Genomic DNA, 21,689 nt, shown 5'->3' with positions numbered 1-21,689 from the left:
TCACTCGGGATATCGACATCCTTCGGCTTCTTCTGCAGAAGAGCATCACGCATCCTGGAACGACCATAGGTATCATTACATTCATCTTCCTTTAGGATATCCCGCATAGCATCGGCCAGCTTCTGATATTTCCAAGGCCGATCCTTACGTTGCAGGTATTTATAGAATGCCTGGCGGCTCACATGGAGCATCCGACAGTAGAATGTAAGTTTCCCTTTAATCATGCCGCCTTCTGTCTTAACAGCGATATATTTCAGCCTTTCATTTTTGCTGACTTCAGACGCCTCGCGGCGAAAAAAGCGCTAGCTTCCTCCAGGAACTCGTTTTCTTCTTTAAGACGACGAATTTCCTTATCCTGATCTTTGACCTGCTTACGTAAGGTGATAAGCTCCTCATTCAGGGTCATAGCACTTTTGGGGGTCTGGGATCCCGCTCCAAGATCCAGATTTCCGAGTCTATTAGCGCGTATCCATGTATAGAGCGTGTTTTTGGGGATGCCTAGTTCACGTGCAGCTTTTGCCTGGCCAATCTCTTTTGCCAGCTTAACTGCCTGGATTTTGTACTCCTGATCGTACTGTCTGTTAGTTGCCACCGTAAACGCCTCCTTATTCTCTTAAATTATAATGAAATCCTTGAGAATAAGATGTCAACTTTATTTATACAGCATCACTTCGTGGCTTCAAATGTGGCCAGATACAAGGCTTTCAGCAACGCCTGAGCACTTGGGAAAACACTCCTCTGACGGTTCAGTTTGCAGTAGGTTGCATTGAGTCTCCCAATCGCATTGGTCGTATAGATGACCGTCCGAACGTCAGCAGAAAACTTAAAGATTGGTGTAATGACATCCCGGTCCCGGTGCCGTTCCCAGCGTTTCATGGCGTTCGGGTATTTCTCTGACCACTTCTCTGCCACGTGGTCCTATGTCAAGTTTTCGGACAAGTTAAACACGGCCTGATTTACCTTTATCCAGCAGATCTTCGGCTCACCGCAGCCAGTCGTTTTAGATATGCTTCCTCGTACTGATCCGGAGACTGGTAATCACAGTGGCTGTGTATCCGGACGGTATTGTAAAACGTGTTGATATATTCAAATATGTAGCGATATGCCTGATCGTAATTCCCGATATGGAATCTGTTCAGCTAATAAATCATAATCAAATATGTACAGAAGTTCTGGAATAAAAATGTACAACTGATATCATCGATAAGGTCTGAGAAGGAGGCCTGAACGATGATTATCAAATCACCCATCATTACGGATCTTAAGATTCACGGACTGGAGGATCTGTATAAGTTAAAAACACTTATGGAAGCAACGAATCTCAAGATCAATAAAAGCCAGATAGCCCGGGAACTGGACGTCGACAGGCGAACTGTCGATAAATATATCAACGGTTTTCATAAATCAAGGTGCCGATTATCAACGAACTGTCTTACACCTTACATGGATCTCATTCGAGAACTCCTTTCGGATGAAAATGAGCAGCTGTTTTATTACCGAAGAGTCCTATGGCAATATCTCTGTGATAACCGCCACTATCTCCTACGGTGTACGACCACTCATTTTTGATAACGGCGGCTTCGTGCCCATTCAGCTCGTCTGCTGATTTGCGGGCGTCTGCATAGACTTCAAAGGTTGGCGCAATACCGTCGCGAATATAATAATCGTCTGTCTGTGTATCCCGAATGATGTACGGTTCATCAAAGTCATTGCTGATGGTAGCTGAAGATACTGCAAATTATGATTCGCTCACATACCATTTTGGTACTTGATATAATTAAACACAAGAAAACAACCATACAAGAGCATCTTTACTCTTGTATGGTCGTTATTTCTTTTTTTACCGCTTAAAGGTCATCAGTTAAGCTTTGTTTTCTTCAATCCCTAACTGAACGCTCCTAAAGGGAGCCCCTATTAGCAGAGCTTATTTTACAATGTTCAGAACAAAGGCCACAAGGAGGAACAGCACCGCAAGCACCTTGGTCAGCTTCTCCAGCGTTCCCTCCACGGAACGGCCCCTGATCTTGCCCCAGTAGGAATCGGCCATACCGCCGATGGCCCCGAGACCCTGATCTCTTCCCTCCTGCATCAGAACGATGGCAGAAAGAACTACACATACAATGACAAATATAACAGATAAAATCGTGTTCAGCATGATACTCCTCCGAATCTGGCTATTGTGTCTGCTCCATCGCGGACACGAACTTACACTGCATCGTACCACAAGTTACCGCAGCTTTCAAGTAAAACCCGCCCTGCTCAAGTGTATTGCAACGTTCTGATCTGCTCAATCTCCTCCTTCTGCGCGAGCTCGATATTTCTGATATCCATGTCGCTCCGGAGATTCAGGAAGTCGGATCCATGTGTCAAGCAGCTCTTTTACAGCTCTCAGAACCGCAGCACAATATCGTACTCTGCCTTCAGCTTACGAAGCATCTTGTCAACGTAGCGGTCTATATCCTCGCCCTTCAGCTCCTCATCCTTCGGACGGAAGGTGACGGTAAATGCCATGCTTTTCTTCGTCGGCGGAATCGGCGCGCCCTCATAGACATCAAAGAGCCTCACCTCACGGATATACTTACAGCTCTCGTGTATCACGCGCTCCACCTGCGCACAGCTGATACTCTTCTCCATGATGAGGGCGATGTCTCTCGTGACCTCCGGGAAAGCAGGCAGCGGCTCAAAGACCGGCGTCGCATGCACCTGCATGTAGAGTGTCTTCAGATCCAGCTCTGCGACATAGACATCTGTCCGGAGGCTCAGCTCCGCAGCAATATCATAGGCGAGCTTTCCAATGTAACCAACCCTCTGCCCATTGCAAAGTACCGCGGCAGTCTGATAGGGATGCAGGAAGGGCTGCTCCGCGCTCTCGTAGCCAAAGGAGAGACCCAGCGCCTCTGCTGTGAGATCCAGCGCGCCCTTCAGACTGTAGAAGTCCTCTCCCTCTCCGAAGAAGGCAAGCACCAGGTGATCCCGCTCGTCTGGATAGTTCTTCAGCGGCAGCTCCTTCGGAAGGAAGACCTTCGCGATCTCAAAGAGCCGCCCCGCAAGATTTCCGTTTTTCTGGTTCCGCATCACTGCATTCAGCATGGATGGAGTCAGAGTAGTGCGCATCAGAGAGATCTCCTCACTGATCGGATTCATGATGCGAATCGCCTGCATTTCCGCGGCATCCTCCGGGAAGCGCAGCAGCTTCAGATCAGAGGGCGAGAAGAAGGAGTAGTGGATGCACTCATAAATACCCGCCCCGCAGAGCGTCTCCTTCAGCTTCAGCTCTCGCTGCTGGATCTCGGAGAGTCCGCCGCCGGTCACCTCCGCCTCCTTCAGGAAGGTCGGAACTAGGTGCTCATAACCATAGAGGCGTATCACCTCCTCCGCGACATCCTGATAGCTCTCCATGTCCTCGCGGTAAGCAGGAACCTGAAGCGTGAGTTCTCCATCCTTCAGCACCGGCTCCATGTTAAGGCTCGCAAGTATACGCAGGATCTCCTCATCCGGCACCGTGATGCCGAGCACCGCATTGACACGCGCCACCGGAACGGAGAGCTCCCGCTTTCCTATGCTGTTCCCGGTATTCACATCGATGTGCGTGCGGGAGATGCTTCCACAGCCCAGCTCCTCGATGAGATGCAGGGCGCGCCGCATCGCCATATCGACCGTGTATTCATCCGTGCCCTTCTCAAAGTGCGCACTCGCGTCCGTGCGCTTTCCGAGGCTGCGGGAGCTGCGGCGAATGTTGTCGCGCGCAAACTTTGCGGCCTCCAGCACGACCTCGGAGGTCGTGTCGAGTATCTCCGAATTCAGTCCTCCCATGATACCGGCGAGACCGACCGGCTTCTCGCCGTCGCAGATCAGAAGATTGCTCTCCGAGAGCGTCAGCTCCTCCTCGTCGAGCGTCACCAGCTTCTCGCCCGCTGCCGCACAGCGGACCCGGATGGCATCTCCCTCGAGATGGGCTCTGTCATAGGCATGCATGGGCTGGCCGAGCTCCAGCATCACATAGTTCGTAATATCCACCATGTTGGAGATCGCATTCACACCGAGCAGTGCGAGGCGCCGCCTCATCCACGCCGGAGATTCCCCAATCCTCACGTCGTGCACATAGTGCGCAATATAGCGCGGGCAGTATTCCGGCGCATCAACACAGACTGCAAAGCCCGGAAGCTCCCTCTCCGTCTCCCTGTAATCGAGCGCAGGCGCCTTCACCGGCTTATTGAGAACCGCAGCAACCTCCCGCGCGATGCCATAGATGCTCTGGCAGTCCGGGCGGTTCGCCGTGACGGCGATATCAAAGAGCCAGTCGTCGAGCCCCAGGATCGGCTTTACATCCGCTCCGACAGGAGCATCATCCGGAAGTAAAAGCAGACCATTGTAGCCTGCGCCCGGGTACATATCCTCGGAAACCCCGAGCTCCATACCAGAGCAGAGCATGCCATGAGACTCAAAGCCGCGGAGCTTTCCTTTTTTAATAGTCGTGACACCCGCGATCTCCGTGCGCTCCTTATTGGTCTCGTAGACCGTCGCCCCGACCAGCGCTGTCGGAAACTTTTTTCCTGCGGCAACATTATCCGCGCCGCAGCAAATCTGAAGGTTGCCCTTCTCTCCGCAATCCACGACACATACATGAAGATGTGTGTCCGGAATGGGCTCACAGGACTTCACAAGACCCACAACGACGCGGGTAATGTCGGCTCCGACCTGCTTTAATTCCTCTACCTCAAAGCCGCAGGAGAAGAGCTTTTCCTGAAGCTCCTCCGGCGTGCAGTCAATGTCTACATATTCCTTCAACCAGCTGAATGGTGCTATCATGCGAACTCTCCTTTTCCTCAGTCGTTGATCTGCTCAAGAACCCGAAGATCAGATTCGAACAGGAGCTTGATGTTATTGATGCCGTACTTGAGCATGGCGACTCTCTCCACGCCGATGCCGAACGCGATGCCGCTATAGATATCGGAATCGATGCCGCAGTTCTCCAGCACCTTTCTGTTGACAACACCCGCGCCAAGTATCTCGATCCAGCCGGTTCCCTTACAGAGTCTACACCCCTTGCCGCCGCAGGAGAAGCAGCTCACATCCACCTCGACGGACGGCTCGGTGAAGGGGAAGTAGGACGGGCGGAGTCTGGTCTTCGTGTCCGCGCCGAAGAGCTTCTGTACGAACTGATCCAGCATGCCCTGAAGATCGCAGAGGGTGATGCCCTTATCGACCACCAGCCCCTCCATCTGTGTGAACATCGGGGAGTGCGTCGCATCATCATCGGAGCGGAACACCTTGCCCGGGGAGAGTATCTTAATCGGCGGCTTCTTATTCTCCATCACATGTATCTGCCCGGAGGAGGTCTGCGTTCTCAGAAGGAACTCGTCACTTAAATAGAAGGTGTCCTGCATGTCCCGCGCCGGATGATCCTTCTGTGTATTCAGGGCTGTAAAGTTGTAGTAGTCTGTCTCGATCTCCGCGCCCTCATAGATCTCAAAGCCCATGCCGGAGAAGGTGCGTATCATCTCGTTCCGGACCTGGGTGTCAGGATGCAGGTTTCCGCGGGTGATCTTCTTTCCCGGTATGGTGACATCTATCTTCTCGCGCTCATAGCGGCTCTTCAGCTCCGCTGCCCGGACGCGCTCCTCAAGCGCGGAGAGATGCTCCAGCACCCAGTCCTTCAGACCATTTACCTTCTGTCCGAACTCCGCCTTCTGCTCGGCGGGGATACTCTTCATCTCCTTCATCAGGGCGCTGACAAGCCCTTCCTTCCGATCCAGATAGCGCTTCCTGAGCTCATAGACCGCCTGAGAATCGAGGCGCTGCTCCGCCTCCCTCAGAAACTGCTCACGAATTCCCTGAAACTTATTATTTTCCATGTCCTCTCCTTTCGCGCCACTTTTGCTGTCCGTAGATTATAAACCGCTGCAACTGCATAAGTCCCGCGCAGCTTCGTGCTGCGCACTCTCGCTGCGCTCACAGACATTCGCAAATCGCTGCGCTCTCTTCTTTCGCTCCGCTTTTTTGCTAGCCAGCAGTCAGAGTGTACTGCATAAGTCTCGCGCAGCTTCGTGCTGCGCACTCCCGCCGCGCTCACAGACATTCGCAAATCGCTGCGCTCTCTTCTTTCGCTCCGCTTTTTTGCTAGCCAGCAGTCAGAGTGTACTGCGTAAGTCCCGCGCAGCTTCGTGCTGCGCACTCTCGCTGCGCTCACAGACATTCGCAAATCGCTGCGCTCACTGCGTTTCGCGCCGCTTTTTTGCTCATGTCTGTTGTCCTGTCAGATGCCGGTGTCCGGCTGTGAGCAAGCTCACGCCCGGACACCGGCGCCTGACAGGGACTTATGCACTCAAAAAGTCCCATACTTTCTCCTTCTGGAGAAAATATGGGACGAGTTCTCTGATCTACCCGCGGTACCACCCGGCTTCCTGTTTTCACAGGCTCTTTCTGTCTGTAACGCGGACCGCGTCGAAATCTAGCACTGCATGATCCGAAAAAGCTCAGCGGATCACCGCTTCAATCCCGCTGCTCCGGCGTGAAATTTCACTCTTCGGTTCACCGGGCGAGCTCTCAGCTTCCACTCCCCTCTCTTTACGGCTTCCCGACGCTACTTTGCGCCATCACTGCATTTGAACGCCTTTATTCTAAGCGGCAGGACACAAAATGTCAAGGCGATGATGATCTCTCTGCCATTCTCTGCCATTCAGACATCTCAGTCTGAATACTTCTGCTCCAGCCGTTCCATCAGCGCCAGATACTTCTCCTGCACGCCTGCCGCCCGCTCTGTCTCCTCAAAAGCAGCGCAGTCCGCATCAATCTTCTGAAAAACCTCCGGAGGCAGCTGACGCTCGGCAAAGGGATAGACCACATTATTTTCCTTCTCGATGTGGCGCTTTAAAAGATTTGCATAGCCCATGGCCTCGGTGAGTATATCGAGCTTATATTCTGTCTTTGGACCTGCCTCGTAGAGTTTCAGCGCAGTCTCCAGTGCCAGAACATGTCCGCGCCCCATATCGTGCTCCACCATCATCCCATGTGTCACCAGATTGTCTGCAACCTTTCCCATGTGGCTCACCATCTCAGTGAAGAGACACTCCTCTTCCTTCTTGTGGTGATGGCGATCCGCATAGTTTCGCACAAAATCAACAATATCCCGGATATCCGCTGCATCGACCTCCGCGCCCTCCAGTATACCGCAGCACATGCGCCGTATCACCTCAAGCACTATGCTGATATTTGCGTGCTCTTCCATCATCAGTTCTATGCTGCTGTTCATCTCTCACCTCGAATTTCGTAATGCCTACTGTCCGTGCTCTCAAGATGCAGTGCGGTCTGCTGCAGCATCCCCTGCATCTGCGCCGTGCGAAGCTCATAGTAGATATCCGGCGAGAGCCCCTTCTCCGTCCAGAAAGCTCCGTGAAGGTCCTGCGTCTGCTCCCAGGCGACAGCATCTGCCTCCTGCACCTTCAGCATATTCACGCGGTCACAGGGCATCCCGTTCAGAAACGCATCCTCAAAGCCTCTGTAGGCCTGCGGCGCCGTGCTGTCCGCGCGGAGCGCATGCGCCTCTCCAAAGCGAAACGCAAGTGCACGAAGCTTCTCCAGCTTCCCGGGATCCCTTTTCAGGATCTCAGAAACCAGTCCCGCGTACCGTGACTCGGCATCATGGATGCGCTCCTGCAGCCAGCCATGAATGTTCATCGTATCAATCAGCTCATCCAGCGGCCTGAGCTCTCCGCTCACATAGCAGCTGTAGTCTCCCGCTGCTGCCCCGAAGCTCTGTTGCTTCGCCTGCGCCGCGATCTCCCGGATCAGCTCCTCCTGAAGCTGTATCTTACGGTAAAGCCAGAAATGAATCGGCCCTAAAAATGCACTCATCAGCATTTCCCTCCTGATTATGATTACTGTTCTTTATTTCTACCACAGGATGCGGGAAATGTATGTTGCAATAGCAACGGTTTTGCTTTCGTTATGGTCTGATGTCCAAGGCTTAAGCTCAGCTGACCTCCATCACACGTATCATATTCGTATTTCCGCTGACGCCGAGCGGCAGACCTGCCGTCAGGACCACATTGTCTCCCTCCTGCACATAGCCGCGCTTTTTCGCGGCGCAGATTGCGGCATCGAAGAGCATCTCTGCATTGTCCTCCTGCGGAATGAACATCGGCAGCACACCAAAGAGCAGGTTCATCTGGCAGGCTGTGGTCTGATTCACCGTGCAGGCAATGATGGGACAGGCAGGGCGGTACTTGGAGAGCCGCCGCGCCGTGAATCCGGAGATCGTAACCGTAATCACGGCCCGTGCGCGGATATCCTCCGCCACAGTGCAGGTCGCATCGGAGATCGCCGTCGTCACATCTGTCTGCTCCGCAGTGCTGAGCTTCTTTCTGCGCTCCTGATAGTTGATGTCCTGCTCCGTCCGCTCTGCAATCTTTTCCATCATGGTCACAGCCTCGACAGGATAGGCCCCCGCCGCAGTCTCTCCGGAGAGCATGATCGCCGTCGTCCCGTCATAGATCGCATTGGCTACATCCGTCACCTCCGCCCTCGTGGGACGGGGGTGGTGCATCATGGAGTCCAGCATCTGCGTTGCGGTGATCACAGGCTTTCCCAGCTGCAGCGCGCGCTTTATGATCTGCTTCTGAAGTACAGGCACCTCCTCTGCGGGCACCTCGACGCCGAGATCGCCCCGTGCAACCATGACGCCATTGGCCTCCTCCAGTATTTCTTCGAGATTTCTGACGCCCTGCACGCTCTCGATCTTCGCGATAATCTTCATTTTGCTGCCGTTGGCATCCAGAATCTTCCGAATCTCCCGGATATCATCCGCGGTTCTCGTGAACGAGGCCGCGATATAATCAAAGCCCTGCTCGCAGCCGAACTCAATATCCGCTCTGTCCTGCTCACTGATAAAGGGCATGGACAGATCCGCTCCCGGAACATTCACGCCCTTCCGGTCAGAGACCTCCCCGCCATTCAGCACCGTACACTCGATCTCCGCCCCGCGCACCGCATCGACGCGGAGCGCAATCAGACCATCGTCAATCAATATGCTGCCGCCAGGCTTCACATCCTCCGGCAGCTCCTTATAGCTGATCGAAGCGCGGCTTGCATCTCCCAGCACCTCCTCTGCCGTGAGAGTAAATTTCTGCCCCTCCGCAAGAGTCGCTCTGCCGCCTGCAAAATCTCTCAGGCGGATTTCCGGCCCCTTCGTATCCAGCAGTGTCGCGACCGGCAGTTCTAGCTCCCGCCGCAGTTTAACGACCCGCTTGAATTTCGCCTCATGCTCCTCGTGACTCCCGTGTGAGAAGTTAAAGCGCGCCACATCCATGCCCGCGTGCATCAGCTTTCGAAGCATCTCCTCGCTCTCGCTCACCGGTCCTATCGTACAGACTATCTTCGTCTTTCTCAAAGCTCCACCTCTCTTCAAATATCAGAGAGCCCGCGGTACACACCACAGGCCCTCTTCCTACAGATATACAGACTTCTTATCGCTTCACTCTCGCACCGGCGCCGCCCATGATCGCCTCTACCTCTCTGACACTCGCCATAGAGGTATCGCCCGGAGTGGTCATCGCAAGTGCACCGTGCGCCGCGCCGTAGTTCACAGCCTTCTCCGGGTCGCCGGTCGTCATGAGGCCGTACACCAGCCCGGAAGCAAAGGAATCTCCTCCGCCGACGCGATCCATGATCTCAAGGCCATTGTACTCCTTGGACATATGAATCTCGCCGTCTGCCCAGCAGATGGCCTTCCAGTCGTTGACAGTCGCAGTTCTCACCGTGCGAAGCGTCGTCGCAACCGCCTTGAAATTCGGATAGGCCTTTGCCGCCTCACCGATCATCTTCTTGTAGCCCTCGATATTCAGCTCCTTCAGGTTCTCATCATTACCCTCGATCTGGAATCCGAGGCAGGCTGTGAAGTCCTCCTCATTTCCGATCATCACATCCACATATTTTGCGACCTCGCGGTTCACCTCCTGCGCCTTCTTAAGACCACCGATCGCGCTCCACATGGAAGGACGGTAGTTCAGATCATAGGAGACCACAGTGCCGTATTTCTTCGCAGCCTTGCAGGCGGCAATCACAGTTTCACATGCCTGCTCGGAGAGAGCCGCATAGATGCCGCCGGTGTGCAGCCAGCGAACGCCCAGCTCGCCGAAGATATAATCAAAATCAAAGTCCTCCGGCGTCGCCTGAGAGATTGCGGTATTTGCACGATCAGAGCAGCCCACCGCACCGCGGATCCCGAAGCCGCGCTCCGTGAAATTGATACCGTTGCGGCACAGTCTGCCGATTCCATCTGTCTTCTTCCAGTGGATGAGAGAGGTATTCACTCCTCCCTGCTCGATAAAGTCCTTCATCAGCATGCCAATTTCATTGTCCGCAAAGGCAGTGATCACAGCGGTATTCATACCAAAGCACTTGTGCAGGCCGCGGATCACATTGTACTCTCCGCCGCCCTCCCACGCGCGAAAGCTCCGGGCAGTGCGGATTCTCCCCTCGCCCGGATCAAGCCGCAGCATGATCTCTCCTAAGCTCACTGCGTCAAATCTGCACTCCTCTGCCGGTCTGAGATTCAGTTTCATGAAGGTGCCCCCTTATCAGATATAAAATTTATAATTGTTATACTGCTACCACACGCCGATCCCAACGCCAGCATACACAGCTTCCCGCAGGACCTCATAGGTCTAGTATACTAGTATTCATCTTCCTCTGCAAGACCTTCTGCGCCATAAGGATCATCAATTTCTCCTCCCGGCTGCCAATGATACTCTAAAAGCGACTCGGCATCATCCACAATATTGTCAAGAACTGCCAGGCAGGAGAGATATTCCGTCTCCTCCGCCGCCGCTGCCCGAAGGTTCAGGAAGCTCCTTAGCTCTGCCTCCGGACTCAGCTTCACGCCGTCCGTCCGGCAGAACACAGTATCATACTCGCTCTCCCTGAGCAGCCGATAGCTCCGCGCCTTCCTGTGCATGGTCACAACGACATAGACGAGCTCTCCCTGAAGCTCTGTCTCCGCCTCTGCCAGAAAGCGCGCATTGTCCCAGCCTGCATCAATACGGTGTACATGTGGTTTCAATCTCAGTTTCTTCTCCTTCAAGCCCACCTCCTCTGCGCACACGGCGCTGTACTCTCTGCTGACTGCAGTTACTTCGTGCTGCCCTTTCTTTATCCGCTCTCATATAGCTGCAGCTCTGTCCCCGACGCCTGCCGCACAGCAGCATCAGCGCTCCAGGCGCCGCTTCAGATTCTCCAGCGCTCTGTTCCGGAGGTCAAGATAAGTCCGGCGCTCTGCCTCGCTCATCCCTTCCGTCTCTGTCTCATCCACATCCGTCACTGCTTCCTTCAGCACAGCAATCAGCTCCGCCGCGTCCTCTGTGAGCTGTGCGCTCGCAGGACGTCCGAGCTCTGTCCTGACATAGCCCTTCAGTGCCAGCCTCTCCAGAAGTGCAGCCGCCGCTACGGGCGGAAGCGCCACACACTCCGCAAACTCCCTGAGACTCTCCACACGTCCAAAGCTCTCTAAAAACATCATAGCACAGGCATCTTTGTAGTCAAGGTCGAGGCGTTTTGCGGCAATTTCCAGCATTCTCCGCAGCAGCCTGTTCTCATAGTAGCTGTGAATCCAGACATTGCGCTCCCGCAGCTCATGCAGCGCCAGCGTCCGCTCCTTCCCCAGCCTCTGACTTCCGGGAAGCATGGGAATCACCATGTCGTCATGAGAATAGTCCAGCAGGAAGCTGTAGACCTCCGCACGCTTCCACTGATAATCATCCTCGCTGTATATGTTTTTATAAAACTTCGAGTAATATTCGATCACATTCAGCTTCATGCGGACAATACTGCCGATATTCAGGCCCCGCTGCACGAGCGAGCCCTCTGTCTTCACGTAGTAATAGAGCGGCACGCGCAGAATGCAGATGTGCTTTGTATGAAGTATGTATTCCAGATTGAAAATAAAGTCCTCGCACCAGCGAAGCTCCGGATCCATGCGCAGCTGATGGCGCTCCACAAGGGCACGGCGATAGAGCTTGTTCCAGAGCACACCGTAATAATAATCCGCAGGGCTCTTTGCCATCCAGTCCGCAAACTGCTCCCGCGTGAGTACCCCCTCTTCCTCAATCGAACCCTTGTGTGAGCTCCAGTTCTTCACCACACGGTAAAAGTCCGAGACCACCAGCTCTGCTCCGCTCTCCTCCGCTGCTCGGACAAAGAGACGCGTCGCTTCAGGCGTAATCCAGTCGTCCGCGTCGAGAAACTGAAGATATTCCCCTCCCGCCAGACGCAGCGCCTGATTTCTCGTGTCGGAGACACCACTGTTCTCTTTATGTATCACCCTGACCCGGCCGTCCCGCTCCGCATAGGCGTCGCAAATCGCCGCCGTACCATCTGTGCTCCCGTCGTCCATGAGGAGCAGCTCAAAGTCCTTAAATTCCTGAGCGAGCACGCTGTCCACACAGCGCTCCAATACCTGCTCTGCGTTATAGACCGGTATGATAATTGAAACTTTTGGCATGTTCATTTCCTCCCTGTAGCTGGAAATAAAAGCAGATCTGCCCTGCGGGACAGGCTGCAGCTTCTCTTCTGTATATAGCGTACTGCGCAGACCTCCGCCCTGCAAGAGCTGTTCATTTCTTAAATTTATGTAAAACTCTAGCTCTCCCTAAAAATCTGGGCTATACTGAAAACTCTGGATTATATCAACTGCTTTGCAGGCCGCAATATGCGGTCTGCAAAGCTTCTCATACCATTTGGAGTGCCTATGAACGAAGACTACAGAAACTATGTGCTGGAAAATGCTCCCGCCGCACGGCAGATTCTTGAGAGCGAGGACTTCCGCCGCCTGCTGGACTTTCCGCGTCATGTCTACACCAACACCTATGACCATTGTCTCCGCGTTGCAGTGTGCATGATATGGCTCTCCGAAAAGACCGGGGTGGATGTCGAAAGCGCCGTAAAGATCGGCCTGCTTCACGATCTCTGCTATGTAAATTATTATCAGAAAAATGATCATCCGGGACTCTACTGCTTCTATCATCCTGAGGAGGCCGCGGACAATGCAGGCAGACTTTTCGGCCTGACACAGGAAGAAGACAGAGCGATACGCGCACATATGTTTCCTCTTTCGCTGCATCTCCCCACCAGCCGCCTCGCCTTCACCTTGATTATGGCGGATAAGCTCGTCGCCTCCTATGAGGTACTCTCCGGCTTCTCCGCGATGCGCAGACGCCTTAAGGCCATGGCAGAAAAGCGCATACTCAAAACAGCCTGAAGCGATACCCGCAAGTTTTTCATTTTCTTCCAATTCTGAAGTCATACAATATTCTTCACTATAAGGAGGTTATGATGAACCAGGAAATGCCACAGATTCTGCCGCGCTGGACAGAGCTTCCAAGCATTGAGCTCTACTCTGATCAGGTCGTAACTCTGATCACCCAGGTACTTGAACCAGTACTCGGCTCGCACCCCGAATCCGGACGCAAGCGGGACACCGGGATACTGACCGGAGCCATGCTGAACAATTATGTCAAGATGAAGATCATTCCTGCCCCGGTTAAAAAGCAGTACACCCGCACACAGGTGGCAACACTCATGGTTCTCTGCATCCTGAAGCAGGTATACAGCATACAGGATATTTCCGCTCTGATTGACATCGCACTGGACAACACAAAGCTCTCCACTGCCTACAACAGTTTCTGCAAGCTCTTTGAGGCAGTCCTGTACTGTATCAAAGAAAAAAAGGACTTTCAGGATATCACTGCCGAAAACGACAGAGTCTATCTGCTGAAGTCCGTTCTCATCTCCTGCTGCACAAAGTTTTATGTCCGAAACACCCTGCACGCACTTCCCAAAGCAGTAAATACCAAAAGCTGATTTCAGTACGGCAGACCACTCGTCAGCAGTATACTCGTCAGCGCTACCGCTGCGGGCCCCCCCTGCCAGAACAGCATAAGCGGATCCAGACTCAGCGCGCCGTAAAAGGCCGATGCCAGCAGCGCGACGAGCACCGCCGCGCAGAACTCCCGCGGGTTGGAGGACGCGAAGCAGCCATAGAGCAGAAGCAGTGCCGCCATCCCGTGCTGCAGCCCTCTGTTCCGGACCAGCTTCTGCACGCTGTGCCGTTTCAGCTCCCGCTCTCCGAGACGCAGGAGCTGTGCGCTCAGCGCAGAATGCGGCAGAAGGAGCTCCAGCACCGCCAATACAGCGCTCTCTCCCGCCGCCAGCAGCACCAGTAAAGTCGAAACGATACTCAGTTCCATCTCTTTTCTCCTCATATCAAGCAGCTCATTCACCAGCTCTGCATAAAACATATTTCCGTAGGCATAGCGCCACCCGCCATTTGCCTCCAGCGCCACAGGATTTCTGTACTGCTTCTTCACCCCGCCGGACTGCTCCGCCGCAAACTGCTCTGCCAGCTCTCTGCTGTGTCTGCCCCCATTTGAGGCCACATAATAGAGATAGCCCTTGCCGAAATTATAAGCCTGAATTGTGCTCTGGAGATCCAGATAGTTGCTCTCCGCACTGCGCACCAGCATCGCAAAGTAGGCGCAGCCCTGAGCAATTGAGGCCTCGGAATCCAGCGCATTCGGCTCGAGCCCCAGCGATTCGCTTGACTGCATCACATCATCCGTCTCGCCATTGGACTCCACCTGCATGATCGCAAGGAGGCAGTCCGTGTAGAGGGGAATATGTTCCTGCTTTGCACAGCGCTCCACGCTGGGGCGCCACTTCTCCACAGAATCTGAATAAACCCGGCTGTTACGGAGCTCCCGCCTCAGCTGCAGCATGAGCAGCAGCGCAAGGACAAATACGAAAAGAAGCGCAGCCACTCCCGGGAATGTCTGCGCGCCCCTCTTCTTTCTGTTCCGTCTCCCCATCATTATCCCGATCTCTTCAGATTTGTCACACACAATATGCTGTCACTAACCATACTGTATACGTTTTCTTCTCTCTTTACAAGCACTCCAGCAGAACTTCTATCTCCCCGCCGCAGACCATGCTCTCCTCCTCCTCAGCCATAGCCTTCAGATCCAGACGCTCGCTGCAAAATGTCTCTCCGCTCCCGCTCAGCATATCCTGCGCAGTCGCGAGAACCCAGCCCTCCGCGCAGCCGCCGCCTATGGTTCCGATCGTGCGCTCCCTAAAGATCAGCATCTTGGTGCCCGTGGTTCTCGGCGCTGCACCGCGCCTGGAAATAATCGTCGCAAGCACGCAATCCTCTCTCTCCTCACGCTGAAGTTCTGAGAGCAGTTCTGCCGGATAGCCGAAGCTCTGCGGATTCCGGTTCTTTACCGCAATAATCTCTGCAATGACAGAGACCGCGATCTCCTCCGGAGTTTCCGCCTCAATCTTCAGACCGATCGGCGAGTGAACGGTCTCCAGCAGTTCCCGGGGCACTCCCTCCTCAGAGAGCGTATGCATCACCATTGCAACCCTCCGCTTGCTGCCCATCATCCCGATATAGGCGCAGGGCTTTCGGAGAATCACCCGCAGGCAGTCGAGATCAAAGCGATGGGCGCGCGTCACGATCACAAAGAAGGTGTCCGCGCCGCCCGGGATCTCTTCAAGCAGAGTCTCATAGCTTCCGCAGCGCACTTTAGAAGCTCCGGCCGCTCTTGCGTGCTCCGCAAATTCCTCCCGGTCCTCCAGCACCGTCACACGAAAGTCGAGCATGCGCGCCATACGAATAATTGGCAGCGAGACGTGTCCTCCGCCGCAGATGATGAGCTGTTTCTCCTGTGTGAGAAGCTCCGTGTAAATGCGCTCTCCGCTCTCCGTCACCAGCGCCGCCCGCACCGGAAGCGCCGCATACTCCTCCGCGCTCACAGGTGAAGCGGCCTCCCCCGCCTTCGGAAAGAGCTGCTTCCCACCGGAATAGAGAAAGCGAAGCCCCCTCCTCTCGCCGGACAGCACCGTCAATGTGCGATTCTCCGCATTTGGATTCAGTTCCTCCAATTGTCTAAAAAAATTACTGCGCATCATATCCCCTCTTTCGTAGAAAGCAGAATTCTGTCATTGTCAAAGCGCTTCCCGGAGCCCTCCGCAAAGCGATCCAGAAGATCCTGCACACTCATCCCGCTTCTCGCCTCGCCGGAAACATCAAACACGATGCGTCCCGCATTCATCATCAGCGTGCGGTTTCCCAGCTCCAGCGCCTGATTCATATTATGTGTCACCATGAGACAGGTAATATTTCTCTCGCGGATAATGCTCTCGGTCAGCGAGAGCACCTTCGCCGCTGTCCCGGGATCCAGCGCCGCCGTATGCTCATCCAGAAGAAGAAGCTTCGGAGTCACGACCGTCGCCATGAGCAGGGTCAGTGCCTGCCTCTGACCGCCGGAGAGCAGTCCCACCGGGTTCTCCATGCGATTCTCCAGTCCCATGTGCAGGAGGCCAAGCTGCTCCCGGAAGAACTTTCGCTCCTGCTTCGACGGCCTGCTGAAGATGCCGCGCTTATGCTCCGCAGCCCGCAGATAGGCAATCGTCAGATTCTCCTCAATCGTCATATGTGGTGCAGTTCCCATCAGCGGATCCTGAAAAAGTCTCCCGATAAAGCGGCTTCTGGCGTGCTCCGGCATAAAGCTGATATCCTCACCGTCCAGCCAGATCTCCCCCTCATCCGCATAAAAGGATCCCGCAATCGCGTTGAAGAGAGTAGATTTTCCCGCGCCGTTTGAACCGACAATCGTCGCAAAATCCCCACGCTGCAGGTGCAGGGAGAGACTGTCCAACCCCTTCTTTTCATTCACCGTTCCGGGATTAAAGGTCTTTGAAATCCCCTCGATTCTGAGCATCACTGCACCTCCCCGTTCGCGCGTCTCTTCCGCAGCGCCGCATTCTTTCTACCCTGAAATGCCAGCATCTTCTGCGCCTCAGGCGCTGCAATTGCAACTGCGACAATGATGGCTGAGACCAGCTTGAAGGCCTCTGTCGGCACATTCAGGCGCAGTGCCAGCGATATGATGAAGCGGTACAGGCAGGAGCCGATCACGACTCCCAGAATCCGCATTGACATCTTCCGCTTACCCATCAGGGTCTCACCGATGATGAGAGAGGCCAGAGCGATTGTCACCATACCTGTCCCGAGGTTGATGTCGCAGGTTTTGTTGTACTGACCGACCAGAGAGCCCGCAAGCCCCGTCAGTGCGTTTGAAAAACAGAGCCCCACCACAATCATAATGCCGGGGTTGATGGAAGATGCGCGTATCATTGCCATGCTGTCTCCGGTCGCCCGGATTGAGAGCCCCAGCCGCGTCTTCAAAAACCAGTTGATAAAGAGGCACACAACGAGAAGTATGCCCGCCAGAAGAATGAGCCTGCTCCATTCCGCCCAGAAGGGAGAGCTGCTCAGACCGCCAAAAAGCGTAAATACCGTGTCCGTTCCAAAAATCGACACATTGGAGGAAAATCCCATAACGGCGAGATTTACGGTGTAGAGTCCTGTATTTACGATGATACCCGCAAGTATACTCTGCACACCGAAGCGCGTCTGGAGCAGCGCAGTCACCAGTCCGGAGCAGACGCCCGCGACGACAGACGCAAGTATGCCGAGCAGCGGGTGTCCCGCTATGGTCACGATCGCGCCGACCGCACAGCCGAAGGTATAGCAGCCGTCCGTGGACAGATCACAGATATCCAGTATGCTGAAGCTGATAAACAGCGACAGCGCCACCAGAGAGTAGATCATGCCCAGCTCCAGTGCCGTGCGTATGATGCCTGCCGTCAGAAATGTTGTCACCGCTGTGTCCTCCCAAGCTTTTCTTCCTAATAGTGCTTAAATATGTGGCTCCTGCTGATTTCGCGTTGTTTCGCGCTCCGCGCTCGCACAACGCTACCGCACTCCGCACTCCCGCGCTGCCTCTGCACCGCTCCGTGCTCCATGTGGGGCGCGCCAAAAGTCTGGAACTCTCTTGCAGGCAAGCCTGCGAGAGTTCCGACTTTTGGCGCTTAATCAGCAAAGTCTTTCTGCGTCACGGTTTCTATGATTTGGGTGCAGAGTGGCTGAAACGCGCTCTTCACCGTCTCAAGATCCATGCCGAGCTGTGCGCAGGTATCGGTGTTAATGGTCGCGATGCCGTTATCGAAGGTCTGAACTGCCAGCTCGGCCGGAGCCCTGCCTCCGTCAAGAATCTCTGCAATCATATCTGCAGTCGCCACTCCGAGCTGTGCATAGTCAACACCATAACCGCAGAATGCGCCGTTCAGCGCAAAGGAATCCGCTCCTGCATAGTGAGGAATCTTCGCCTCAGCCAGCTTATCATAGAATGCAAGCTCCGCATTCTGGATGGTATTGTCAGTGGGCGTAAATACCGCATCGACCTGCTCCGCAATGAGCGCATCGACCGCCGCAGAGACCTCATCTGTAGTAGTGCCGGTCTTCTCGATATAGCGTATGCCCTTCGCATCCAGAAAGCGCTTTGCATCCGCAATCGGCACCAGCGAGGAGTCCTCGCTCTTGGAATAGAGTAGCCCCACATAGTCTGTCTCCGGATTCGCCGCAAGAATCAGCTCCATGATCGCGTCCGTATCCAGATAATCTGAGGTTCCGGTGATATTGGCACCGGGCTTCTCCATGGAAGCAACCAGCTTCGCGGAGACCGGATCAGAGACCGCGGAAAATACGACCGGAATATCCTTTCCCTCCGTTGCAGACTGCACAATCTGTGCCGCCGGTGTCGCAATGGGGACGATCACATCTACCTTGTCGTCGATGAGCTGCGCCGCAATCTGATTGAGCGTCGTCGCATCTCCCTGCCCATTAAAGGTATAGGGCTTGTAATCATAAACTACTGCCTCTGTAGAGACTGCATCCAGCTGCTTCTCAAGATTCTTCTCAATCTGATTCAGAGACGGGTGCTCCATAAACTGGATGATGCCGACCTTATAAACCGTCGCCCCCTCTGCCGCAGCACTGCTCCCCGCCGTGCTGCCTCCCGTTGCTCCGGAAGCACCGCCACAGGCGGTAAACGCCATCGCTGCAAGTGTCATTGCTGCTGCCGCCAGTAATCTCTTTCTCATTGTAATACCTCCTGTACGTTTTGGTAAAGCGCTGTACTGTTTTATGTAAACAAAAAGCCCCATAAGCCAAAGCTTATGAGGCGAATGCTATCCGCGGTACCACTCATCTTACCCCTGACGGGGTCTCTCTGTCACATACCATCATATGTGTCTGCTTTTAACGGTACAGTCTCCGTCGCTCCCTACTATGATTCGGGCGCGCCCTCCGAAGCCCATTCCTCTCTCTGCTCCGTGCTGCCTTCTCACCATCGGCGGCTCTCTGTGACTTTGCCGGAAAGAGTACTCCTCTTCATCTGCGGTTTAAAATATTGTAGCTCATGATAAACTGTACAACCGGAGATGTCAATAAGAGATTCAATTTTTTTATCTTCTTTCTCTCTCCCTCCGGAGCTCTCCAAGCAGCGCCTGCTCCTCCTCGCTGAGCTCCCGCGCACGCAGCAGATCCGGGCGGCGCTCCAGCGTGATGCGAAGCGATTCCTTTTTGCGCCAGCGCTGTATATTTTCGTGATGACCGGAGAGCAGCACTGCAGGAACCCTGTCCCCCTGAAAATCTGACGGCTGCGTGTACTGCGGATACTCCAGAAGTCCGTTTTCAAAGGACTCCTCCTCCGCGCTCCCCTCCTTCAGATTTCCCTTCAGAAGACGCAATACCGAGTCCATGACCACCATGGCCGGAAGCTCTCCTCCGGTCAGAACATAATCCCCGACCGAGACAGTCTCATCAACTCGTGAGAGGATGCGCTCGTCCATCCCCTCATAGTGTCCGCAGATCAGCACCAGATGCTCCTCCACTGCGTAGCGGCGTGCGGTTTTCTGGCTGTAGACGCCTCCCGCCGGTGTGAGCGCTGTGACCAGACAGCGCTCTCTTCTGTCTCCGCACACCGCCGCGAGCGCATCCAGCACAGGCTTGCAGCGAAGCACCAGTCCCCTTCCGCCGCCATAGGGACTGTCATCAATGTGGCGAAAGCTCCCGCCCGCGTAGCTGCGGATATCGACGATCTCCAGCTCCGCCAGCCCCCGAGACAGCGCTCTCTGCACCACATGAGCGGCGAGAAAGCTCTGAAAAAGCTCCGGACATATGGTCAGAACCGAGATCTTCACTCTGTCTCCGCGTCCCAGCGCGCCTCCATATCCCGCTCCGCACAGTCCGCACGAACCATCTCCAGCCAGTCCGCATAGCGCTCGCGGTGCATGATGCCGTAATTAAAGGGATCCAGTATCTCCGCTCCCGGACAGAGTGCCGCCAGGGTATCCAGAGACGCTGCAATATCTGTCATGCGGAAAGTCGCAAAGGGTATGATGCGCTTCCCGGAGAGCGCACAGCGCCGCAGGAAGGACTGCATGAAATCCGGCATGTCTCCTGCCCAGATCGGATAGCCGATAAAGATCGTATCGAAACCTTCAAGCTGCGGCGTCTCTGTCACCGCGCCCGGAAGCTGCTTCTTCAGCCGGTCTGACACCACACGTCTGCAGGCGGAGAGAAAGCTCCCGTAGACAACATCCGGCTCGACCTTCAGTATCGGGCAGGCAAAATCCGCCGCGATCCGCCGCGCGATCCGCTCCGTGATACCCGTGTGAGAACAGTATATAACCATTGCCTTCATGATATGCACCTCCGTTGCAGAGCGTCCTGAGCTCCCATTCCCCCGGGATCCGGCGCTCTGTTTCCACCTTATTTTAACACAGCGGACTCTCCGCTTGCAAAAATTCTCTCTGCCTCTTACACTGAAAGCGATCAGAACGCTGCCTGTGCGTACCGCTTCTCAGATCACAAAGCGCCGCTCCGCAGCACAGCCCGAAAGGATGCCCCGATGCCAGACAGAACCGGACAAAAGCTCTCCGCAGAACGAAGCAGAACGCTCATCAAGCTCATTGCCGTGCTGCTCATGGTATTAAATCATGTCGCAGCAATCTTTCTTGTACCCGGAGCTCCGCTCTATGCACTTCTCACCGGCATCGGCTACTTCACCGCGGTGACCATGTGCTTCTTTCTGGTCGAAGGCTTTTATCATACCCGCTCCCGGAGACGCTACGGTGCGCGCCTTCTTATCTTTGCGCTGCTCTCCGAGCCCCCCTATCTCCTCGCGTTTTTCAGCAGGCGGACGCCCGGAGCTATCATCGCCAGCCCTCTGAACATACTCTTCACGCTCCTGCTCTGTCTCCTGATGCTCGCACTGCTCGACGCGCCGCACATCCCTGTCCCGCTGAAGCTCTCCGGCACACTGCTGCTCGTCCTTCTGACAAAATACTGCGACTGGGGCATACTCGCACCGCTCTTTGTACTCCTCTTCCGGCAGAGCAGAGGAGAAGGCATCGAACCGCGCATGAAAAGCTGGCTCCTGTGCTGCCTCCTGATCGGCGCGGACACCCTGCTTGAAAACCTCATCTGGATGCACTCTGCCCTTTATGCCCTCTTAAGCACGGCCGCTGCGCTCGCCGGTCCCCTGCTGGCAGCTCTGTGCAGCTACTTCTACATGAAAGAACATCACGCGGGTGATGCTCCCCTTCGCCGCGAGACAAGGTCTGCCCGCTTCTTAAACCGCTGGTTCTTCTATTTCTTCTACCCCGCACATCTTCTGCTGCTTGCACTCCTGCATCTCTCTATCTAGCAGCTCCTGATCACGATCCACATGCTCCTAGGCTCCTAGGCTCCTAGGCCCCCAGACCGCCCGGCAGCTGTGCACCTTTCC

Annotated in this window: 21 protein-coding genes, 2 pseudogenes and 2 other annotated features; of the genes and pseudogenes, 3 read left to right on the top strand and 20 right to left on the bottom strand. The window is 54.7% G+C overall.

The features are described 5' to 3' along the window. The 13 genes and pseudogenes from J2S20_RS08950 to J2S20_RS08890 form a co-directional block, all read right to left on the bottom strand. Positions 1-224, bottom strand: a pseudogene (locus J2S20_RS08950) (IS3 family transposase); the annotation flags it as partial. A gap of 29 nt (positions 225-253) precedes the next feature. After that, the gene (locus tag J2S20_RS08945; protein WP_307255075.1) at positions 254-592 is read right to left on the bottom strand and encodes a transposase; all 339 of its coding nucleotides are present in this window, start codon (positions 590-592) and stop codon (positions 254-256) included. Positions 593-669: 77 nt separating this feature from the next. Continuing rightward, positions 670-912 (bottom strand): annotated as a pseudogene (locus tag J2S20_RS08940) (transposase); the annotation flags it as partial. A gap of 50 nt (positions 913-962) precedes the next feature. Beyond that, positions 963-1,124 carry an IS3 family transposase gene (locus tag J2S20_RS08935; RefSeq protein ID WP_416389006.1) on the bottom strand — a complete coding sequence of 54 codons (162 nt, stop codon included), beginning with the start codon at positions 1,122-1,124 and terminating at the stop codon, positions 963-965. A gap of 800 nt (positions 1,125-1,924) precedes the next feature. Further along, entirely contained in the window at positions 1,925-2,155 is a 231-nt protein-coding gene (secG, locus tag J2S20_RS08930; RefSeq protein WP_106612824.1) for a preprotein translocase subunit SecG, read from the bottom strand. A gap of 233 nt (positions 2,156-2,388) precedes the next feature. Beyond that, a complete protein-coding gene (pheT, locus tag J2S20_RS08925; protein WP_307255074.1) occupies positions 2,389-4,809 on the bottom strand; it encodes a phenylalanine--tRNA ligase subunit beta in 2,421 nt (806 codons plus the stop codon). A gap of 17 nt (positions 4,810-4,826) precedes the next feature. Continuing rightward, positions 4,827-5,855, bottom strand: coding sequence for a phenylalanine--tRNA ligase subunit alpha (gene pheS / locus J2S20_RS08920; RefSeq protein ID WP_307255072.1), 1,029 nt, complete (start codon positions 5,853-5,855; stop codon positions 4,827-4,829). Between the two features lie 504 nt (positions 5,856-6,359). After that, positions 6,360-6,609 (bottom strand) — a binding site (T-box leader). A 79-nt stretch (positions 6,610-6,688) separates the two neighbouring features. Next, positions 6,689-7,252 carry a hemerythrin domain-containing protein gene (locus J2S20_RS08915; RefSeq protein WP_307255071.1) on the bottom strand — a complete coding sequence of 188 codons (564 nt, stop codon included), beginning with the start codon at positions 7,250-7,252 and terminating at the stop codon, positions 6,689-6,691. Continuing rightward, positions 7,249-7,854, bottom strand: coding sequence for a hypothetical protein (locus J2S20_RS08910; RefSeq protein ID WP_307255069.1), 606 nt, complete (start codon positions 7,852-7,854; stop codon positions 7,249-7,251). The genes J2S20_RS08915 and J2S20_RS08910 overlap by 4 nt, the downstream gene beginning before the upstream one ends. Before the next feature lie 118 nt (positions 7,855-7,972). Next, positions 7,973-9,388 (bottom strand): pyruvate kinase, encoded by a 1,416-nt coding sequence (gene pyk / locus J2S20_RS08905; protein WP_307255068.1) that lies wholly within the window; start codon positions 9,386-9,388, stop codon positions 7,973-7,975. 76 nt (positions 9,389-9,464) lie between these two features. After that, entirely contained in the window at positions 9,465-10,562 is a 1,098-nt protein-coding gene (locus J2S20_RS08900; protein ID WP_307255067.1) for a sugar kinase, read from the bottom strand. Between the two features lie 110 nt (positions 10,563-10,672). After that, positions 10,673-11,080, bottom strand: coding sequence for a hypothetical protein (locus tag J2S20_RS08895; protein ID WP_307255065.1), 408 nt, complete (start codon positions 11,078-11,080; stop codon positions 10,673-10,675). A 123-nt stretch (positions 11,081-11,203) separates the two neighbouring features. After that, positions 11,204-12,496, bottom strand: a complete 1,293-nt coding sequence (locus tag J2S20_RS08890; RefSeq protein WP_307255064.1) for a glycosyltransferase family 2 protein — start codon at positions 12,494-12,496, stop codon at positions 11,204-11,206. Positions 12,497-12,742: 246 nt separating this feature from the next. Between J2S20_RS08890 and J2S20_RS08885 the strand changes: the two genes are divergently transcribed. Both J2S20_RS08885 and J2S20_RS08880 read left to right on the top strand, forming a co-directional pair. Further along, the gene (locus J2S20_RS08885; protein ID WP_170065411.1) at positions 12,743-13,252 is read left to right on the top strand and encodes an HD domain-containing protein; all 510 of its coding nucleotides are present in this window, start codon (positions 12,743-12,745) and stop codon (positions 13,250-13,252) included. Between the two features lie 74 nt (positions 13,253-13,326). Beyond that, positions 13,327-13,854, top strand: coding sequence for a DUF1836 domain-containing protein (locus J2S20_RS08880; protein ID WP_170065410.1), 528 nt, complete (start codon positions 13,327-13,329; stop codon positions 13,852-13,854). A gap of 2 nt (positions 13,855-13,856) precedes the next feature. On the opposite strand, the gene J2S20_RS08875 is transcribed toward J2S20_RS08880, so the two are convergent. The 7 genes from J2S20_RS08875 to J2S20_RS08845 form a co-directional block, all read right to left on the bottom strand. Beyond that, positions 13,857-14,861: a DUF1304 family protein gene (locus J2S20_RS08875; protein WP_307255063.1), complete on the bottom strand. Its 1,005-nt coding sequence runs from the start codon at positions 14,859-14,861 to the stop codon at positions 13,857-13,859. Positions 14,862-14,934: 73 nt separating this feature from the next. Beyond that, positions 14,935-15,936 (bottom strand): XdhC family protein, encoded by a 1,002-nt coding sequence (locus J2S20_RS08870; RefSeq protein WP_307255062.1) that lies wholly within the window; start codon positions 15,934-15,936, stop codon positions 14,935-14,937. Positions 15,937-15,959: 23 nt separating this feature from the next. Next, positions 15,960-16,775, bottom strand: coding sequence for an ABC transporter ATP-binding protein (locus tag J2S20_RS08865; RefSeq protein ID WP_307255060.1), 816 nt, complete (start codon positions 16,773-16,775; stop codon positions 15,960-15,962). Next, positions 16,775-17,719, bottom strand: a complete 945-nt coding sequence (locus J2S20_RS08860; RefSeq protein ID WP_106612813.1) for an ABC transporter permease — start codon at positions 17,717-17,719, stop codon at positions 16,775-16,777. Before J2S20_RS08860 ends, J2S20_RS08865 begins: the two co-directional genes overlap by 1 nt. A gap of 209 nt (positions 17,720-17,928) precedes the next feature. Further along, positions 17,929-18,999 carry an ABC transporter substrate-binding protein gene (locus J2S20_RS08855; RefSeq protein ID WP_106612811.1) on the bottom strand — a complete coding sequence of 357 codons (1,071 nt, stop codon included), beginning with the start codon at positions 18,997-18,999 and terminating at the stop codon, positions 17,929-17,931. 73 nt (positions 19,000-19,072) lie between these two features. Then, positions 19,073-19,304: a binding site (T-box leader), on the bottom strand. A 58-nt stretch (positions 19,305-19,362) separates the two neighbouring features. Further along, on the bottom strand, positions 19,363-20,100 hold the full coding sequence (gene trmD / locus J2S20_RS08850) for a tRNA (guanosine(37)-N1)-methyltransferase TrmD (RefSeq protein ID WP_307255059.1): 738 nt from the start codon (positions 20,098-20,100) through the stop codon (positions 19,363-19,365). Next, entirely contained in the window at positions 20,097-20,603 is a 507-nt protein-coding gene (locus J2S20_RS08845; RefSeq protein ID WP_106612809.1) for a flavodoxin family protein, read from the bottom strand. The genes trmD and J2S20_RS08845 overlap by 4 nt, the downstream gene beginning before the upstream one ends. Positions 20,604-20,810: 207 nt before the next feature. Here J2S20_RS08845 and J2S20_RS08840 point away from each other — a divergent pair, with 207 nt between their 5' ends. Beyond that, positions 20,811-21,608 (top strand): TraX family protein, encoded by a 798-nt coding sequence (locus J2S20_RS08840; RefSeq protein WP_307255057.1) that lies wholly within the window; start codon positions 20,811-20,813, stop codon positions 21,606-21,608. The last annotated feature ends 81 nt before the right edge of the window (positions 21,609-21,689 follow it).

This window comes from Moryella indoligenes, from assembly GCF_030812885.1.
Lineage (GTDB): Bacteria > Bacillota > Clostridia > Lachnospirales > Lachnospiraceae > Moryella > Moryella indoligenes.
This window is presented reverse-complemented; position numbering and strand designations above follow the sequence as displayed.

What these genes read in the sequence shown, in the direction of transcription:
- J2S20_RS08840 (WP_307255057.1), top strand. Translation starts at nt 20,811, where the DNA reads ATGCCAGACAGAACCGGACAAAAGCTCTCCGCAGAACGAAGCAGAACG.
- pheS (WP_307255072.1), bottom strand. Translation starts at nt 5,855, where the DNA reads ATGGAAAATAATAAGTTTCAGGGAATTCGTGAGCAGTTTCTGAGGGAG.
- J2S20_RS08880 (WP_170065410.1), top strand. Translation starts at nt 13,327, where the DNA reads ATGAACCAGGAAATGCCACAGATTCTGCCGCGCTGGACAGAGCTTCCA.
- J2S20_RS08845 (WP_106612809.1), bottom strand. Translation starts at nt 20,603, where the DNA reads ATGAAGGCAATGGTTATATACTGTTCTCACACGGGTATCACGGAGCGG.
- J2S20_RS08900 (WP_307255067.1), bottom strand. Translation starts at nt 10,562, where the DNA reads ATGAAACTGAATCTCAGACCGGCAGAGGAGTGCAGATTTGACGCAGTG.
- J2S20_RS08915 (WP_307255071.1), bottom strand. Translation starts at nt 7,252, where the DNA reads ATGAACAGCAGCATAGAACTGATGATGGAAGAGCACGCAAATATCAGC.
- J2S20_RS08865 (WP_307255060.1), bottom strand. Translation starts at nt 16,775, where the DNA reads ATGCTCAGAATCGAGGGGATTTCAAAGACCTTTAATCCCGGAACGGTG.
- J2S20_RS08890 (WP_307255064.1), bottom strand. Translation starts at nt 12,496, where the DNA reads ATGCCAAAAGTTTCAATTATCATACCGGTCTATAACGCAGAGCAGGTA.
- J2S20_RS08885 (WP_170065411.1), top strand. Translation starts at nt 12,743, where the DNA reads ATGAACGAAGACTACAGAAACTATGTGCTGGAAAATGCTCCCGCCGCA.
- J2S20_RS08875 (WP_307255063.1), bottom strand. Translation starts at nt 14,861, where the DNA reads ATGATGGGGAGACGGAACAGAAAGAAGAGGGGCGCGCAGACATTCCCG.
- pheT (WP_307255074.1), bottom strand. Translation starts at nt 4,809, where the DNA reads ATGATAGCACCATTCAGCTGGTTGAAGGAATATGTAGACATTGACTGC.
- J2S20_RS08855 (WP_106612811.1), bottom strand. Translation starts at nt 18,999, where the DNA reads ATGAGAAAGAGATTACTGGCGGCAGCAGCAATGACACTTGCAGCGATG.
- secG (WP_106612824.1), bottom strand. Translation starts at nt 2,155, where the DNA reads ATGCTGAACACGATTTTATCTGTTATATTTGTCATTGTATGTGTAGTT.
- J2S20_RS08910 (WP_307255069.1), bottom strand. Translation starts at nt 7,854, where the DNA reads ATGAGTGCATTTTTAGGGCCGATTCATTTCTGGCTTTACCGTAAGATA.